Below are 15,573 nucleotides of genomic sequence, written 5' to 3' on the forward strand. Positions count from 1 at the left end.
ATGCGCAATGGTGATCTTCTGTCGCGATTCTAGCTGCGTCGTGATGCACGTGATAAAGACATGAGCAAACGGTATTTCGACTTGCACCAGCGCTGTGCGAACATCCGTCACCCTGGCGCGTCACTCACCGGCGCCTACCTGCAAGCCACGCATCATCGAAACAAGGAACACCATGCAGCGCAGAAATTTGCTCAAAGCCCTTACCGCCCTCACCGCCCTCACGTCCGCCGCTTTGTTCGCGAGCGCCGCCGCGCACGCGGATGACAAGGTCATCAAGGTCGGCACCATCAGCGGCCCCGACGCGCAGATCTGGCAAGTCGTGCAGAAGGTCGCGAAGCGCGAAGGGCTGAACGTGAAGGTCATCGAGTTCAACGACTACGTGCAGCCGAACGCCGCGCTCGACGCCGGCGATCTCGACGCCAACAGTTTCCAGCACCAGCCTTATCTCGACAGCCAGGTGAAGCAGCGCGGCTACAAGATCGTCAGCGCGGGCCTGACCTATATCTCGCCGCTCGGCGTGTATTCGAAGAAGCTCAAGTCGTTGAAGGACTTGCCGCAGGGCGCGAAGGTGGCGGTGCCGAATGATCCGTCGAACGAGAACCGCGCGCTGCTGCTGTTGCAGACGCAGGGCGTGATCAAGTTGAAGGCGGGCGCCGGCACGAACGGCAACAACGCGACCGCGCTCGACGTGGCGGCGAATCCGAAAAAGATCAAGCTGGTCGAACTCGATGCAGCGCAGTTGCCGCGCACGCTCGCCGACGTCGACGCTGCCGTCATCAACACGAACTTCGCGCTTGCGGCAGGCCTGCAGCCGACGAAGGACGCCATTGCGCTCGAAGACGTGCATAGCCCGTACGCGAACCTGATCGCCGTGCGCGCGCAGGACAAGGACCAGCCGTGGGTGAAGAAACTCGTGGCCGCCTACCAGTCCGACGACGTGCGCCAGTTCCTGAAGAGCGAGTTCAAGGGCTCGATGGTGCCGTCGTTCTGAGGGCGCTCGAAGGCTCGACGCCTTCGCCCGTCATTGCCAGCAACGGCGTCCTGCGGGACGCCGTTGTGCCTTTCACGCCGCGCCGCTTCATTCGACAAACAGCTGCTGCAATTCGCGTTGCCAGATCAGGGTGGTCGAATCGTCCTGCACGGGCGTGAAGCCGGTATGCAGGAACAGTCCGCACAGATCCTCCTGAGCCTCCTCGAGACGGCAGATCACCTGTCCATAGCCGGCGCCGTGCGCGAAGTTGGTGGCGGCGGCCAGCATCCGTTCTCCAAGCCCGCGACGGCGCGCGCCCGGCTCGACGAACAACATGTCGATGCTCGCCTGCGTGTGCGACGCCTCGGTCAGCATGGCTGCGCCGATACGCGTGGAATTGTCCTGCTCCGCCACCCAGCAGGCGATACGCGGTGTGTTCGCCTGCATGGCCGTCAAAAAGCGCGCGACCAGTTTCGCGGCGAACGCCTCGTGCTGCAACTTCGGCCGTCCGGCCACGGAAAGGTGTGCATGGCGCTCGATCATCCAGCCGAAGTCGCCGCCGCGTGGACCACGAAGACGCGTCTCGACATCAGGACGCGCCGGCGACAGCAGGCGTTCGACATCCGCCATGGCCGAGCACAACTGCTCGATTTCGGCGCACGTGAGCTTCTTCAGCAACAAGGCGGTGTCGCCGGAAACATGCAGGTCGATTTCATCGACCTTGGCCTTCGCCTCGGGTGTGATTGACAGCAGATGAGCGCGTCCGTCCGCCTCGTTCTTGCGGCGCGCGATCAGTCCGAGCTTCTGGAAGTTGCTGATCAACCGGCTGAGATAGCCGGTGTCCAGTCCAAGATTGCGCGACAGGTCCGCGGCCGTGCTGGCTTTGTGCTGCGCCAGCTCGTGAAGGATGCGAATCTCGGTAAGGGAAAGCGAACTCTTGTGAAGCCGCTCATGGAGCGCGCCGGTATGGCGCGCATAGAAGCGGTTGAAGCGACGCACTGCTTCAACGGCCCGGCTCGGATCTGGATGGCCCATCGCGTAGTCTCTCAAAAATTTTTGATTGAATTTAGTTTTGAATCCGAATTAGCGACAGCATTGTGCCAAGAAGGATTGGTCATGCGAATACGAAAATGCCCGAAAGTTGAATGAATTCAACATTGCAAACCACTTGTAAAAGTGGAATGCCGATACGGGTAAATCCTGATGTTCGTCAAATTCGAAAAAATGCGAAAAAAATCATATAAATAATTGATTTGAAACGGGTTACATCGCTATCTCAGGGGCGTTGAACAAGCGTTGACTGGTATTATGTTGGTTATATAATGGGCTCCGTTCAAGGTTTTCGGGAGCCCAGATGGGTGACGATTGGCAGGCATTGACGCCGGATGCACAGAGCGCAACGCCGCTCTACCTGCAGCTTGCGTCGCGTCTTGCCAGCGCCATTCATGCGGGCACCTGGAGCGCAGGCGAGGCGTTGCCGGCGGAGCGCACGTTGTCGGAAGCGGTGGGCGTGTCGCGCATCACGGCGCGCAAGGCACTGGCGCTGCTGGTCGAGCAAGGCCTGATCCGGCGCGCACGCGGTGCCGGCAGTTTCATCACGCCACGCACCGAAGATCCGCTGTCCCGTCTGACCGGCTTCACGCGAAAAATGGAGCAGCGCGGCTTCAGGTCGGATTCGGTCTGGCTGGATCGCAGACTGCGCACAGCGAATCGGGAGGAAACGGTGCGTCTGGGTCTGTCTCCGGGCGCGGCCGTTGCGAGCCTGAAGCGTCTGCGCCGTGCGGACGGCATCGTGATGGCCGTGGAGCAATCAACCTTGCCGGTGGCCGTCGTACCGGACCCGGACGCAATCGGGCTGTCGCTGTATCGCTATCTGGAGGAGCGTGGACTGTCGGTGGTGCGCGCGTTGCAGCACTTTCGCGCGGTGAATGCGAGTGTGGACATCGCCCGGCTGATGGGTGTCGCGCCGCGCGCCGCCTTGCTCGTGATCACGCGGATCGGCTATTCGGCGGATCAACGCGCAATCGAACTGACGGATACCTATTGCCGCGACGACTACTACGACTTCGTCGCGGAACTGCACCGATGAATTCCCGGTAGCGCAATCAGCAGCAAGCCCCGCATCACCCGCAAGCCCCGCAACACCCGCAGCATCAGCAACAAAGAACAGAACGAGAGGACCCAAGGAAGCCGTTCGCCTTTCCATCCGATGGAAGCCTGCTCGCAGCAGGGCGCGGACGACACTGAACCTCATTCAAGCATCGCGTACTTCCAGAGAACTTCATGCTGAAAGGAAACATACTCACGACCGACGGCTGGATTCACGGCTCGGTGCGTTTCGAGAACGGCCGCGTGACGGCGCTCGAAGGGCATATCGTCGATCCGCTCGCGAACGATGCGCCATACATCCTGCCGGGCTTCATCGACCTGCACGTGCATGGCGGCGGCGGGCGCGACATCATGGAAGGCGGCGACGCCGCCGACACCGTGACGCGCCAGCACGCGCAACACGGCACGACGAGCCTGCTCGCCACGACCATGACCGCGCCGCGCGACGAACTCATGCAAGTCGTGGCCGGTCTCGGCGAACAGGCGAAGCGGCGCGCGGCAGGCGGCGCACGCGTGCTCGGCGTGCATCTCGAAGGGCCGTACATCAATCCCGGCAAGCTGGGCGCGCAACCGGACGCGGCTGCCGTCGCGGTGCGCAGCGAGGTGCTGAAGTACCTCGAACTCGCGCCGATTCGCGTGGTGACGATCGCGCCGGAAATCTCCGGCCATCTCGACATCATTTCCGACATGGCGGCGCGCGGCGTACGCGTGCAGCTCGGCCATTCGCTCGGCACCTATGACGACGCCGTCAACGCGCTCAAGCACGGCGCCCGCGGTTTCACGCATTTGTTCAACGCCATGTCGCCGCTGCATCACCGCGATCCGGGCATGGTCGGCGCGGCGCTCGCGCACGCCGAATACGCCGAGCTCATTCCCGATCTGCTGCACGTGCATCCGGGCGCGATCCGCGCCGCGCTGCGTGCGATCCCGCGCCTGTATGTGGTCACCGACAGCACCTCGGCGGCGGGCATGCCCGACGGCGAATATCGCCTGGGCAGCCAGCATGTGACCAAGTGCATGGGCGGCGTGCGTCTCGCCGACGGGACGCTTGCCGGCAGCACGCTCACCATGGACCAGGCGCTGCGCAATCTCGTCTCGCTGGGCATTCCGCTCGCGGACGTCTCGAATCGCCTGTCGCGCTATCCCGCCGATTACCTCGGACTCGAAGATCGCGGCCGCATCGCGCGCGGCGCATGGGCCGATCTCGTCGTGCTCGACCGGGACCACGCGCTGACCGCCACGTATGTCGAAGGAGAATCCATTGTCGAATATGCTTAACGAAGCGCTGGAAGCCGCGGATGTCGTCGCGGCCCAGCTCGCCGATACCTCGCGCGTCGAGGCGCTCGCCGTAAAACTGGCGGAGCAGCCGCGTCACGTCGCGCTGACCGTGGCGCGCGGCAGCTCGGATCACGCCGCCAGTTATTTCGCAAGCCTGACCATGAGCCGCCTCGGCGTGCCGGTCGCTTCGCTGCCGATGTCGGTCGCCACGCTGCAACAGGCGCCGCTGCGCGTGTCGGGCCAATTGGCCGTCGCGTTCTCGCAATCGGGCAAGAGCCCGGATCTCGTCGGCACGATGCAGGCGTTGCGCAACGCCGGCGCCTTCACGGTCGCGGCCGTCAATGTCGAAGGCTCGCCGCTCGAAAGCGCCTGCGAATACTTCCTGCCCTTGCTCGCGGGTCCGGAACTCTCGGTGGCCGCGACCAAGAGCTACATCGCGATGCTGTCGCTCTCGGCCATCGTGGTCGCTCACGTGCAACGCGACGCCGAACTGCTGAAGGCGCTCGAATCCCTGCCGGACGCACTGCGCGCCGCGGGCCGGCTCGACTGGACGCGCGCGGTGACGGAGCTGACGAACATCGACCGGATGATCGTGATCGGACGGGGTCTCGGTCTCGCGATCGCCCAGGAAGCCGCGCTCAAGCTCAAGGAGACCTCGGGCATCCAGGCCGAGGCGTTCTCCAGCGCCGAAGTGCGTCATGGTCCGATGGAAATCATCGATCGCGACTATCCGCTGCTCGTGTTCGCGCCGCGCGGACCGGAGCAGGCGGGTCTGATCCAGCTTGCCGCCGACATGCGCGCACGCGGCGCGCGCGTGCTGCTCGCCGCGCCGGAGGACGTCGCGGACGCGGAGCTGCCGCTCGTCGCCACGGATCATCCGGCGCTGGATCCGATTGCCGCGATCCTTTCGTTCTACGTGATGGCCGCGGGTCTGGCCGCCGCGCGCGGGCGCAATCCCGACGCGCCGCGCCACCTGAACAAGGTCACCGAAACCCATTGAGTGAGAAAGCCGATGCGCCGTGCCGAGGAGTCCCTGTTGAATCATTCCACCGATAACCCGAGCGATGTCGTGCTGCTCGCGCCGTTCACCGGCCCGATCGTCCCGCTCGCCGACGTGCCGGACCCCGTGTTTGCGCAGGGCATGTTCGGCGACGGCATCGGCATCGATCCGCTCGACAACGTGCTGGCCGCGCCCTGCGACGGCACCGTGACCCATCTCGCGCGCACCCATCACGCGGTGACGCTGCGCACGAAGGAGGGCGCGGAAATTCTCGTGCATATCGGCATCGACACGGTCGAGCTGGGCGGCGATGGCTTCGCGCCGATGGTCGAGCAGGGCGCCGAGGTGCGCGCCGGCCAGCCGCTGATCGAATTCAACGCAGATTTTGTCGCGCAACACGCGCCGAGCCTCGTTTCCGTGATCGCGATCGCCAACGGCGACGCGTTCGATGTCATCGAGCGCGCCGGGCGCGGCGTGCTGAAGTCCGGTGCGCGCTTGCTGGTTCTCCGTGCGAAAGCCGGCGAGCGGGCCGAGACGGCGCGCTCGGGTGCGCTCGTCATGGAAGAGGCGCGCCGCCGCCTGACGCTGGCGAGCGCGGGCGGTCTGCATGCGCGGCCGGCGGCGCGGGCGCGCGAGGCCGCGCGCGGTTTCGACGCCAAGGTGGAAGTGCGTTACGAAGGCAAGAAAGCGCCGGTGGAGAGCGTGGTCGGCTTGCTCAGCCTCGGTGCGGGCGAAGGCGTGACGGTCGAACTGGTCGGCATCGGCGCGCAGGCGCAGCAGGCCGTGGACGCGGTCGCCGCCGAATTGCTGCGCGAGGCGCATGGCGAAGTCGAGGAATCGCGGGCGCAGACGCGTTCGCCGGCGCCTGTCGCGTCGGCTGCGCGGACGGCCGACGCGGGCCAGCCGCTGCCGCCCAACACGCTCGCGGGCGTGTGCGCCGCGCCGGGCATCGCGGTCGGAAAGCTGGTGCGATGGGACGACCAGGACATCGTGCCGCCGGAGCAGGCGAGCGGTTCGTCGGCGGCGGAAAGCCGTGCGCTCGATCGCGCCATCGCCCAGGTCGATGCCGAACTCGGCGAGACCGTGCGCACTGCCTCGCAGCGCGGCGCGGTGGGTGAGGCGGGGATTTTCGCGGTGCATCGCGTGCTGCTGGAAGACCCGACTTTGGTTGACGCCGCGCGCGATCTGATCAGCCTCGGCAAGAGCGCGGGCTTTGCGTGGCGCGAAGCGATCCAGACGCAGATCGCGTTGCTCTCGAACGTGCAGGACGATCTCCTCGCCGAGCGCGCCGCCGATCTGCGCGACATCGCCAAGCGCGTGCTGCGCGCGCTCGGGCTGACCAATACGGCGGCAGCGGAACTGCCGCCGGAAGCCGTGCTCGCGGCGACCGAATTCACCCCGTCCGACCTGGCCTCGCTCGACCGCACGCGCGTCACGGCGCTCGTGATGTCGCGCGGCGGCGCAACTTCGCACGCGGCAATCATCGCGCGGCAGATCGGCATCCCGGCGCTGGTCGCCATCGGCGATGCGCTGCACGCCATTCCGGAAGGCACGCAGGTCGTCGTCGATGCCTCGGCGGGCCGCCTCGAGCATGCGCCCACCGACGTCGATGTCGAACGCGCCCGCGCCGAGCGCGATCGTCTGGCCGGCGTGCGCGAAGCGAACCGCAAGCTGTCGCAAGAAGCGGCCTCGACGAAGGACGGCCGGGCGATCGAAGTCGCCGCCAACATCGCGACGCTCGACGACGCGAAGGCCGCCGTCGAGAACGGCGCCGACGCCGTCGGCCTGCTGCGCACCGAACTGCTGTTCATCCATCGCCAGTCGGCGCCCACCGCCACTGAGCACGCGGAGAGCTACCAAGGAATCGTCGACGCCTTGCAGGGCCGCACGGCCATCATCCGCACGCTGGACGTAGGCGCGGACAAGGAAGTCGACTACCTGACGCTGCCGCCTGAGGAAAATCCGGCGCTGGGCCTGCGCGGCATCCGGCTCGCACAAGTGCGCCCCGATCTGCTCGACGACCAGCTGCGCGGCCTGCTGGCCGTCAAGCCGGCGAGCGCGGTGCGCATTCTCCTGCCGATGGTCACCGATTCCGGCGAGCTTCAGCGCCTGCGCGCGCGCATCGACGAACTGGCGCGCGAAGCGGGACGCACGGAGCCGGTGGAAGTGGGCGTGATGATCGAGGTGCCGTCGGCGGCGCTGCTCGCCGACCAGCTCGCGAAATACGCGGACTTCCTCTCCATCGGCACCAACGATCTGACCCAGTACACGCTCGCGATGGACCGCTGCCAGCCCGATCTCGCCGCGCAGTCGGACGGTCTGCATCCGGCTGTCCTGCGCCTCATCAAGACGGCGGTGCAGGGCGCGGAGAAGCACGGCAAGTGGGTCGGCGTGTGCGGTGCGCTCGGCGGCGATCCGGTTGCGGCGCCCTTGCTCGTCGGCCTCGGCGTGACCGAACTGTCGGTCGATCCGGTGTCGGTGCCCGGCATCAAGGCGCGGGTGCGCAATCTCGACTATCAGCTTTGCCGTCAGCGCGCCGAGGATTGCCTCGCGCTCGAATCGGCACAGGCAGTAAGAGCGGCAAGCCGCGAGATCTGGCCGCAGGACTGATCGTCCCCCGCGGTCCGTCGCGCGCAAGCCATTTTTGGCCATCCCCGAAGCAGTAACGACAAGACCTATATTTTTGGAGAACCCGATGGACGCCAACCCGTTTGCGAAAATGCAGCGACTAGGTCGCGCGCTGATGCTGCCGATCGCCGTGCTACCGGTGGCCGGCCTGCTTCTGCGGCTCGGCCAGCCCGATGTCTTCAACATCAAGATGATCGCCGACGCCGGTGACGCCATCTTCACGAATCTGCCGCTGCTGTTCGCCATCGGCGTGGCGGTGGGTTTCGCGAAGGACAACAACGGCACGGCGGGCCTGGCCGGTGCGATCGGCTATCTGATCGAGATCGCCGTGATGAAGGACATCAACGACAAGCTCAACATGGGCGTGCTGTCGGGGATCATCGCCGGGATGGTGGCCGGCTATCTGTATAACAAGTACAAGGACATCAAGCTCCCCGAGTACCTGGCGTTCTTCGGCGGCAAGCGCTTCGTGCCGATTGTCACGGGCGTCGCCTGCCTGATACTCGGCATCGTGTTCGGCTATGTCTGGCAGCCGGTGCAGGCGGCCATCGACAGCGCGGGCAACTGGCTCACGACGGCCGGCGCGCTCGGCACCTTCGTGTTCGGCGTGCTGAACCGGATCCTGCTCGTCACGGGCCTGCATCACATCATCAATTCGCTGGCCTGGTTCGTGTTCGGTTCGTTCACCCCGCCCGACGGCGGGGCGATCGTGCATGGCGACCTGCATCGTTTCTTCGCCGGCGACAAGACCGCGGGCGGCTTCATGACCGGCTTCTTCCCGATCATGATGTTCGGCCTGCCGGCCGCGTGCCTCGCGATGTTCCACGAAGCGCCGAAGGAGCGCCGCGCGGTGGTGGGCGGCCTGTTGTTCTCGATGGCCCTGACCGCGTTCCTGACCGGCGTGACCGAGCCGATTGAATACAGCTTCATGTTTCTGGCGCCGGTGCTGTACGGCATCCACGCCGTGCTGACGGGGCTGTCGCTTGCGATCTGCTCCGCGCTCGGCATCCATCTGGGCTTCACGTTCTCGGCGGGCGCGATCGACTACGTGCTGAACTACGGGCTGTCGCAGCGCGGCTGGCTGGCGCTCGTGATCGGCGTGATCTATTTCGTCATCTACTACGGGCTGTTCCGCTTCTTCATCCGCCGCTTCAACATGGCGACGCCGGGCCGTGAGCCGGCCACGACCGACGCTGAAACCGATGCCACGCAAACGGTGGAAGGCGGCCTGATTCCGCCGCTGCCGGGCACGGTGGCCGCGTCGGCCGCGAGCTCGCGTGCCGCGAAGTACATTGCCGCGCTGGGCGGTGCGTCGAACCTGACGCTCGTCGATGCCTGCACGACGCGCCTGCGTCTCTCGGTCGTGAACTCGGAGAAGGTCTCGGAAGCGCAGTTGAAGACGATTGGCGCGCGTGGCGTGCTCAAGCGCGGCGCGACCAACGTGCAGGTCATCATCGGGCCGGAAGCGGATCTCATCGCCGATGAAATCCGCGGTGAACTGGAGCATTCGTCGGAGCGCGGCGCGACGCCGGCATCGTCGGCGCCGGCGCAACCGGCGGCGGCTGTTGTGGCATCGGCCACGGCTACGGCTACCGCGACTTCCGGCGATCAAACCGCCGGCCCGCTCGATCCCGATCCGCTGCGCTGGCTCGCGGTGTTCGGCGGCGCGACCAATGTGGCCTCGCTCGATGCCGTCGCGGCGACGCGCCTGCGTGTGGTCGTGCGCGATCCTTCGTCGGTGGATCGGCAGCGGCTGTCGGCGCTGGATGTGGCGTGGGTGTCGGCGGATACGTTCCACATTGTCGTGGGCGCGGCGGCGCAGCGTTATGCCGCGCAGATGTCGACGCGTCTGTCGAACAATGGCGGCGGCGCGGCGCCCCTGCCGGCGTGATGCGGTGATGGAGCTGTCGTAACGTAACGGCGCCTGCGGGCGCCGTTACTCATGCTGCATTCGGAGCAAGAAAAAAGAAAAGGCCGGCCGTCTTGCGACGGCCGGCCTTGCAGTTTCTGCTTAAGGCATAGTCAGGCGTTACGCGTAGTCGTGCAGCGCGGAACGCATCTTCTTCATGGCGCTGGCCTCGATCTGGCGAATGCGCTCCGCCGAGACGCCGAATTCATCGGCCAGTTCGTGCAGCGTCTTGCCGCCCGAGCCGTCGTCCTGCACGTCGAGCCAGCGCGCCTCGATGATGCGGCGGCTGCGCTCGTCGAGCGACTCCAGCGCGTCGGCCAGGCCGTCGCTTTGCAGCTTGTCGAACTGGCGCGCGGCGATCACATTGGTCGGCTCGTTGTGCGAGTCAGCCAGATAGGCGATGGGCGCGAACGCTTCCTCGCCGTCTTCCACCTGGCCTTCGAGCGCAATGTCGCCGCCCGACAGACGCGTTTCCATCTCCGCGACTTCCTCGCGCTTCACGTTCAGTTCGCTCGCGAGGCCTTCGATCTCGTCCGGCGTGAATGCCGCATGGCTGGTCTTGTGGCTGCGAAGATTGAAGAACAGCTTGCGCTGGGCCTTCGTGGTTGCGACCTTGACCATGCGCCAGTTGCGCAGAATGTATTCGTGGATCTCGGCCTTGATCCAGTGCATGGCGTACGACACCAGGCGCACGTTTTGCTCCGGGTCGAAACGCTTCACGGCTTTCATCAGACCGATGTTGCCTTCCTGGATCAGGTCCGCGTGCGGCAGGCCGTAGCCAAGATAGTTGCGGGCGATCGACACGACCAGCCGCAAGTGCGAAAGCACCAGCTGGCGCGCGGCGTTCAAGTTGCCCTGTTCGCGGAATTCAGTGGCGTACTGACGTTCCTCTGCTTGCGACAGCATCGGAATACGGTTCACTGCTTGTATGTAGGAATCGATGTTGCCGATCTGGCCGGTCAACATCGACGACTGTGCGTACGTCAGCGCGCCTGCCGAAGATGCCTTGGCAGGTGCCGAGCTCAGTACATTCGGAAGGGTCATCGCATTGGACACGCTCATAAGCTCCTTAATCAACAATTGCTGTTTGCCTTGGCCTTCTGTTGATTCCGGCCGCGGCAAGTCAAGCACGATATTAGCACTCCGGTTCAACGAGTGCTAAGTGTTAGAGGGGAGGGATATGCGGGAGTTCCCACAAATGCTATCAGAGTTGCGGGTTTAATAGGACAGACTGTTGCGGCGTACAAGGTCAGACTTACCGATATGGGCGGCAGTGTCGAATGTATTTCCAGTTTGAACCTGGCAGACGAAAGATAATTCAACGAAAAGTGTAAGGCAGCAGCAAATCCTGCAATTGTTTTAAAAGGTCTCTAGAATCCGCCAGACGACTGTCGTCTCGTGAACCCGCCTGTCATCGGAGCATATGGGGTGCCCATGCATAAAAAAAAGAGTTCCTGGCTGAGTCCGCTGTCCCGTCTGGCAGTCTGCGCCGCATTCGGCCTGGCCTCGGCTGCCGCGCATGCTGACCGGTTCGGCGTGCAGTTTGCCGGCGGCGTCGCGGATCGCGACATCAAAAAAGCCGATCTCGGCCTGGTCTGGGATCCCGGCCTCACCTGGTGGGAAATCGGCGGCTTCCATTTTACGGTCGTCGGGGAGGGCCACGTGTCGTACTGGCATACCACTGAAGACAATGCCGTGCACCCGAACATCTGGGAATTCGGTCTGACGCCGGTGCTGCGTTTCGTGAAGAGCTCGGGCTATTTCCGGCCGTTCATCGAGGCGGGCGTGGGCGTGCGGCTGCTGTCGCACACGCGGATCACGCAGGACTTCACGGTGTCCACCGCGTTCCAGTTCGCCGACATGGTCGGCGTCGGCATGATCTTCGGCGAGAAGCAGAACTATCAGGCGGGCTTCCGCTTCCAGCATCTCTCGAACGCCAGTATCAAAGAGCCGAATCCTGGTATAAATTTCAGCCAGCTCTATCTGCAATACAACTTCTGACGAGGCGCCGGCGCAGCGGTTCCTCGACTCAAGAGGACCGACAGATGCCGGCGAAAACCATTGAGGCCATCCGCGGCCTCGAGCGCGACCGCTTTCGGGCCATGGTCGAAGGCGACGGCCCGGCGCTCGACGCGCTGCTGGCCGAGAACGTCTGCTATGTCCACACCAACGGCAAGCGCGAAACCAAGCGCCAGTTCATCGACGCGATCACCGCGGGCCGGCGGCGGTATCGGCAGATCGAGATCCAGTCGCAGGACGTCTTCGCAGCAGGCCGCGACACCTGCCTGGTGTCGGGGCGGGCGCTGATCGAAATGGAATCGAAGAACGGCGCGCTGCTGTTTCCCATCGCCTACACCGCGGTCCACGTCCAGAGCGAAGGGCAGTGGCAGCTGCTGGCGCTGCAGGCAACGCGCGTTGCACTCGAATAGCACTCGAATAGCTGCGCGCGCCGCCCCCTCAACCCGGCGTTACGCCGTCTCCACCGTCTCGTCCTGCCGTTCCACCTGTCCGACGCGCTTCGAGCGGTTCACCGCGCTCACGACCGCATCGGCGACCGCCAGCGCCGGATTCGCATGCACCGCGACGCCGAAGCGCGTCTGCCCGTCGCCGACCCGGCAGCCGACGAACGCCGCCGTATCGCCGCCCGCCGTCACGGCCGTTTCAAGCCAGTTGACGCTGGCCTCGATGCCCAGCACCGACGCGACCGTCCGCGCCCATGCATCGCCGCTCGCCGCATTCGAGGCGCTCGCCGCGCCCGGCACCGTGACGCGCTTGCCGAACACCGACAACGTCGCTGCGTCCACGCGCGACACCGGCCCGCCCGCGTCGAAATACTCGCGCTTGAAGAGTTCGCAGATCGCCTCGCCGCCGATTTCCGCGCCCGAGGCATCGGTGACCTGCTGCACGGCGTGGCTGAATTCGATCTGCACGCGGCGCGGCGGCGTAAAACCGAGGCCGCGTTCGAGCAGATAGGTCGCGCCGCCCTTGCCGGACTGGCTGTTGACGCGAATCACGGCGTCGTAGCTGCGGCCGAGATCGGCGGGATCGATCGGCAGATAGGGAATTTCCCAGACGGTGCCCGGCTCGCGCTGCGCGAAGCCCTTGCGGATGGCGTCCTGATGCGAACCCGAAAACGCGGTGAACACGAGGTCGCCGGCATACGGATGACGCGGATGCACCGGAATCTGGTTGCAGCGTTCGACCAGCCGGCGCACGGCGTCGATGTCCGAGAAGTCGAGGCCCGGATCGATTCCTTGCGTGTAGAGATTGAGCGCGAGCGTCACGAGATCGACGTTGCCGGTTCGCTCGCCGTTGCCGAACAGGCAGCCTTCGACGCGGTCCGCACCCGCCAGCACCGCAAGTTCCGCGGCGGCGACCGCCGTGCCGCGATCGTTGTGCGGATGCACCGACAACACGATGCTGTCGCGGAAGCCCATGTTGCGGTCCATCCATTCGATCTGGTCGGCGAAGACGTTGGGCGAGGCGGCTTCGACCGTGGCAGGCAGGTTCACGATCATCTTGTGATCGGGCGTCGGCCGCCACATCTGCGCGACGGCGTCGCACACCTCGCGCGCGAACGGCAGCTCGGTCATGCTGAAGGTTTCGGGCGAGTACTGATAGGTCCAGTGCGTGCCCGGCCGGGTGGCCGCGCATTCCTTGATCATGCGCGTGCCTTCGACCGCCAGCGCCTTCACCTCGTCCTTCGACTGGTTGAACACGATCTTGCGGAACGACGGCGCGATCGCGTTATAGAGATGCACGATCACCTTGCTCGCGCCTTCGACCGCCTCGAACGTCCGTTCGATGAGTTCACGCCGCGACTGCACGAGCACTTCGATGGTGACGTCGTCCGGAATGCGTTTTTCGTCGATCAGCTTGCGGACGAAATCGAAATCCGTCTGCGATGCCGAAGGGAACCCCACTTCGATTTCCTTGAACCCGATCTTCACCAGCATCTCGAAGAATTCGAGCTTGGCGGCGATGCTCATCGGCTCGATCAGCGACTGGTTGCCGTCGCGCAGGTCGGTGCTCATCCAGATGGGCGCGCGTTCGATCGTGCGATTGGGCCAGCGGCGGCCATTGAGGCGGACTTGCGGGAACGGGCGGTATTTCTCGGCGGGGCTCGGCATCATGATCGTCGACCTCTTTTCGGACGGTTTGCGTAGCGCCTGCGAGAGCGGCCGGCACCGGCGGCTGGCCGGGCACGGCGGGATGCACGAGAAACCGGGCGGCGCGCGCGTTCGCGTGGATCACCAGCGATGGTGACGCCTGCGACCAACGTGAACGTGCGCGAAGCAGCGTGCATGTGACCCTCGCGTTTCCGTTTCGCGGGATGCGCGAACGAAACACTGACGACTACAGGTGGTGAGAAAGGAACTGCGGGAACGGCGAAAAACGGGCGGAGGACCGGGCGCCTTGCGACGCACGGCGCTACGTCTGGCGACTTACGCTAGACGTAGCGATAGGGGCCGCGCTAGGCGGCCCGAAATAATTCGGAGGGAGGTGTTCGGGGTGAAGCTCATGCGCTCGACTTTAAACCACCGTTGAATACCGTGTCAAATGGCGATCCCGATGAAGCCTGGCCGCTCAGGCGGTCCGGCGCACCACGTCGCTGATCACTTCCACCTGCCGAGCGACCGCCGGCGGCACCGGAATATCGCCGCGCAGCACGCATTCTGTCCAGCGCGCGGTGGTCGCCGCGTCCAGCGCTTCGGGCAGATCCACATGCGGCGCGTGCGCCTGCGAATGCTCCGGGGAGAGCAGCGTTTCGACGCGGCCGTCGTGGAACCAGTCCACCTGGACCTGACGGCGCGTGTCCGCGACCGCCTCGCCTTCCGTGCCGCGCGCCAGCAGCGCACCGCCCGCCGCGGCTTCCGGATGCGCGGTGAACAGGCCGGTAAGGCTGTCGCGATATTCCGGATGCGTGTAGTTGACGAGTCTCAGCCCCGGTTCCGCGAACGGCTGGAGAATCTTGACGAGCGTATGGGTCGAATTGCGCACGCCCATCCGGCGCCGCAGCGCCAGCAGCCGCGCAAGCTTCGGCGCGAGCACGTTAATGGGCGCGAACGCCAGGCGGCGCGAGGCGAGACTGTCTTCGATTTCGTCGTGTGAAGTGGCATGCGCGATGCCCAGTTCAGCAAAGATTTCGGCGCTGGTGATGCGGCCAGGATCGTCGCTGACGCCGTGCACCAGCACGGGCACGCCCTCGCGCGCCAGCAAGTGCGACAGCAGCGGCACGAGATTCGGGGTCTTGCGCGCGCCGTTGTAGCTCGGGATGGAAACCGGCCGCGCGTGTTCGCGGCCATCCTGGACGTGCAAGGGCTCGAACGACCGATGCGCGGCCGCCAGCATGGCATTCAGTTCGGCGGACGTTTCGCCTTTCACGCGATACGCGAGCAGCACGGCGCCGAGTTCGAGCTCGGGCACGCGCTCGTCGAGCATGGCTTCGTAGAGTGCGTAGGTGTCGTCGTGCGAGAGGGCGCGCGCGCCGTTCGGTCCACGGCCGATTTCCTTGATATAGCGTGCGCAGGGGAAGACGGGAAGAGCAGAGTCGGTCATCGGAGAGGGGCGCGGGCCGGGCGCTCACGTGGGTGTTCGGATGCGTCTTTGTGAGCGATGCCGCCGCGCATTTTCAGGGTGCAGGAATAACATTCAGTACCGCATTTGGCGGGCGTACGC

Annotated in this window: 13 protein-coding genes; 9 read left to right on the plus strand and 4 right to left on the minus strand. The window is 65.1% G+C overall.

Annotated elements, in window-relative coordinates; translation table 11 throughout:
* Positions 1-172: 172 nt before the first annotated feature.
* Entirely contained in the window at positions 173-991 is an 819-nt protein-coding gene (locus tag QCE69_RS01075; protein ID WP_309913492.1) for a MetQ/NlpA family lipoprotein, read from the plus strand.
* An 87-nt stretch (positions 992-1,078) separates the two neighbouring features.
* Here the strand turns inward: QCE69_RS01075 and QCE69_RS01080 are convergent, their stop codons facing one another.
* On the minus strand, positions 1,079-2,005 hold the full coding sequence (locus QCE69_RS01080; protein WP_309913494.1) for a bifunctional helix-turn-helix transcriptional regulator/GNAT family N-acetyltransferase: 927 nt from the start codon (positions 2,003-2,005) through the stop codon (positions 1,079-1,081).
* Positions 2,006-2,324: 319 nt separating this feature from the next.
* Here QCE69_RS01080 and QCE69_RS01085 point away from each other — a divergent pair, with 319 nt between their 5' ends.
* From QCE69_RS01085 to nagE, 5 genes are all read left to right on the plus strand, one after another.
* Positions 2,325-3,059 carry a GntR family transcriptional regulator gene (locus tag QCE69_RS01085; RefSeq protein ID WP_309913497.1) on the plus strand — a complete coding sequence of 245 codons (735 nt, stop codon included), beginning with the start codon at positions 2,325-2,327 and terminating at the stop codon, positions 3,057-3,059.
* 194 nt (positions 3,060-3,253) lie between these two features.
* Positions 3,254-4,357, plus strand: coding sequence for an N-acetylglucosamine-6-phosphate deacetylase (gene nagA, locus QCE69_RS01090; RefSeq protein ID WP_309913500.1), 1,104 nt, complete (start codon positions 3,254-3,256; stop codon positions 4,355-4,357).
* Positions 4,350-5,357: an SIS domain-containing protein gene (locus QCE69_RS01095; RefSeq protein WP_309931512.1), complete on the plus strand. Its 1,008-nt coding sequence runs from the start codon at positions 4,350-4,352 to the stop codon at positions 5,355-5,357. The genes nagA and QCE69_RS01095 overlap by 8 nt, the downstream gene beginning before the upstream one ends.
* Positions 5,358-5,369: 12 nt before the next feature.
* A complete protein-coding gene (gene ptsP / locus QCE69_RS01100; RefSeq protein WP_309931513.1) occupies positions 5,370-7,967 on the plus strand; it encodes a phosphoenolpyruvate--protein phosphotransferase in 2,598 nt (865 codons plus the stop codon).
* Between the two features lie 85 nt (positions 7,968-8,052).
* Positions 8,053-9,876: an N-acetylglucosamine-specific PTS transporter subunit IIBC gene (gene nagE, locus QCE69_RS01105; protein ID WP_309928999.1), complete on the plus strand. Its 1,824-nt coding sequence runs from the start codon at positions 8,053-8,055 to the stop codon at positions 9,874-9,876.
* Positions 9,877-10,014: 138 nt separating this feature from the next.
* Here the strand turns inward: nagE and rpoH are convergent, their stop codons facing one another.
* Positions 10,015-10,950, minus strand: coding sequence for an RNA polymerase sigma factor RpoH (rpoH, locus tag QCE69_RS01110; RefSeq protein WP_309811346.1), 936 nt, complete (start codon positions 10,948-10,950; stop codon positions 10,015-10,017).
* 378 nt (positions 10,951-11,328) lie between these two features.
* On the opposite strand from rpoH, the gene QCE69_RS01115 reads away from it, so the two are divergent.
* Both QCE69_RS01115 and QCE69_RS01120 read left to right on the plus strand, forming a co-directional pair.
* Complete coding sequence (locus QCE69_RS01115; protein WP_309913506.1) at positions 11,329-11,895, plus strand: acyloxyacyl hydrolase; 567 nt, start codon at positions 11,329-11,331, stop codon at positions 11,893-11,895.
* 44 nt (positions 11,896-11,939) lie between these two features.
* A complete protein-coding gene (locus tag QCE69_RS01120; protein WP_309807110.1) occupies positions 11,940-12,323 on the plus strand; it encodes a nuclear transport factor 2 family protein in 384 nt (127 codons plus the stop codon).
* A gap of 39 nt (positions 12,324-12,362) precedes the next feature.
* Here QCE69_RS01120 and leuA read toward each other — a convergent pair whose 3' ends face one another.
* Complete coding sequence (gene leuA, locus QCE69_RS01125) at positions 12,363-14,027, minus strand: 2-isopropylmalate synthase (RefSeq protein WP_309929002.1); 1,665 nt, start codon at positions 14,025-14,027, stop codon at positions 12,363-12,365.
* On the opposite strand from leuA, the gene QCE69_RS01130 reads away from it, so the two are divergent.
* Positions 14,026-14,160 (plus strand): hypothetical protein, encoded by a 135-nt coding sequence (locus QCE69_RS01130; RefSeq protein WP_309929004.1) that lies wholly within the window; start codon positions 14,026-14,028, stop codon positions 14,158-14,160. The genes leuA and QCE69_RS01130 overlap by 2 nt on opposite strands.
* A 321-nt stretch (positions 14,161-14,481) precedes the next feature.
* Here the strand turns inward: QCE69_RS01130 and ybiB are convergent, their stop codons facing one another.
* Positions 14,482-15,453 carry a DNA-binding protein YbiB gene (gene ybiB, locus QCE69_RS01135; protein WP_309929006.1) on the minus strand — a complete coding sequence of 324 codons (972 nt, stop codon included), beginning with the start codon at positions 15,451-15,453 and terminating at the stop codon, positions 14,482-14,484.
* Positions 15,454-15,573: the final 120 nt, after the last annotated feature.

This window comes from Caballeronia sp. LZ032, assembly GCF_031451315.1.
Taxonomy (GTDB): domain Bacteria; phylum Pseudomonadota; class Gammaproteobacteria; order Burkholderiales; family Burkholderiaceae; genus Caballeronia.

Coding starts and splice junctions, on each gene's coding strand:
- QCE69_RS01075 (WP_309913492.1), top strand. CDS start 173: ATGCAGCGCAGAAATTTGCTCAAAGCCCTTACCGCCCTCACCGCCCTC.
- QCE69_RS01080 (WP_309913494.1), bottom strand. CDS start 2,005: ATGGGCCATCCAGATCCGAGCCGGGCCGTTGAAGCAGTGCGTCGCTTC.
- QCE69_RS01085 (WP_309913497.1), top strand. CDS start 2,325: ATGGGTGACGATTGGCAGGCATTGACGCCGGATGCACAGAGCGCAACG.
- nagA (WP_309913500.1), top strand. CDS start 3,254: ATGCTGAAAGGAAACATACTCACGACCGACGGCTGGATTCACGGCTCG.
- QCE69_RS01095 (WP_309931512.1), top strand. CDS start 4,350: ATGCTTAACGAAGCGCTGGAAGCCGCGGATGTCGTCGCGGCCCAGCTC.
- ptsP (WP_309931513.1), top strand. CDS start 5,370: ATGCGCCGTGCCGAGGAGTCCCTGTTGAATCATTCCACCGATAACCCG.
- nagE (WP_309928999.1), top strand. CDS start 8,053: ATGGACGCCAACCCGTTTGCGAAAATGCAGCGACTAGGTCGCGCGCTG.
- QCE69_RS01115 (WP_309913506.1), top strand. CDS start 11,329: ATGCATAAAAAAAAGAGTTCCTGGCTGAGTCCGCTGTCCCGTCTGGCA.
- QCE69_RS01120 (WP_309807110.1), top strand. CDS start 11,940: ATGCCGGCGAAAACCATTGAGGCCATCCGCGGCCTCGAGCGCGACCGC.
- QCE69_RS01130 (WP_309929004.1), top strand. CDS start 14,026: ATGATCGTCGACCTCTTTTCGGACGGTTTGCGTAGCGCCTGCGAGAGC.
- leuA (WP_309929002.1), bottom strand. CDS start 14,027: ATGATGCCGAGCCCCGCCGAGAAATACCGCCCGTTCCCGCAAGTCCGC.
- ybiB (WP_309929006.1), bottom strand. CDS start 15,453: ATGACCGACTCTGCTCTTCCCGTCTTCCCCTGCGCACGCTATATCAAG.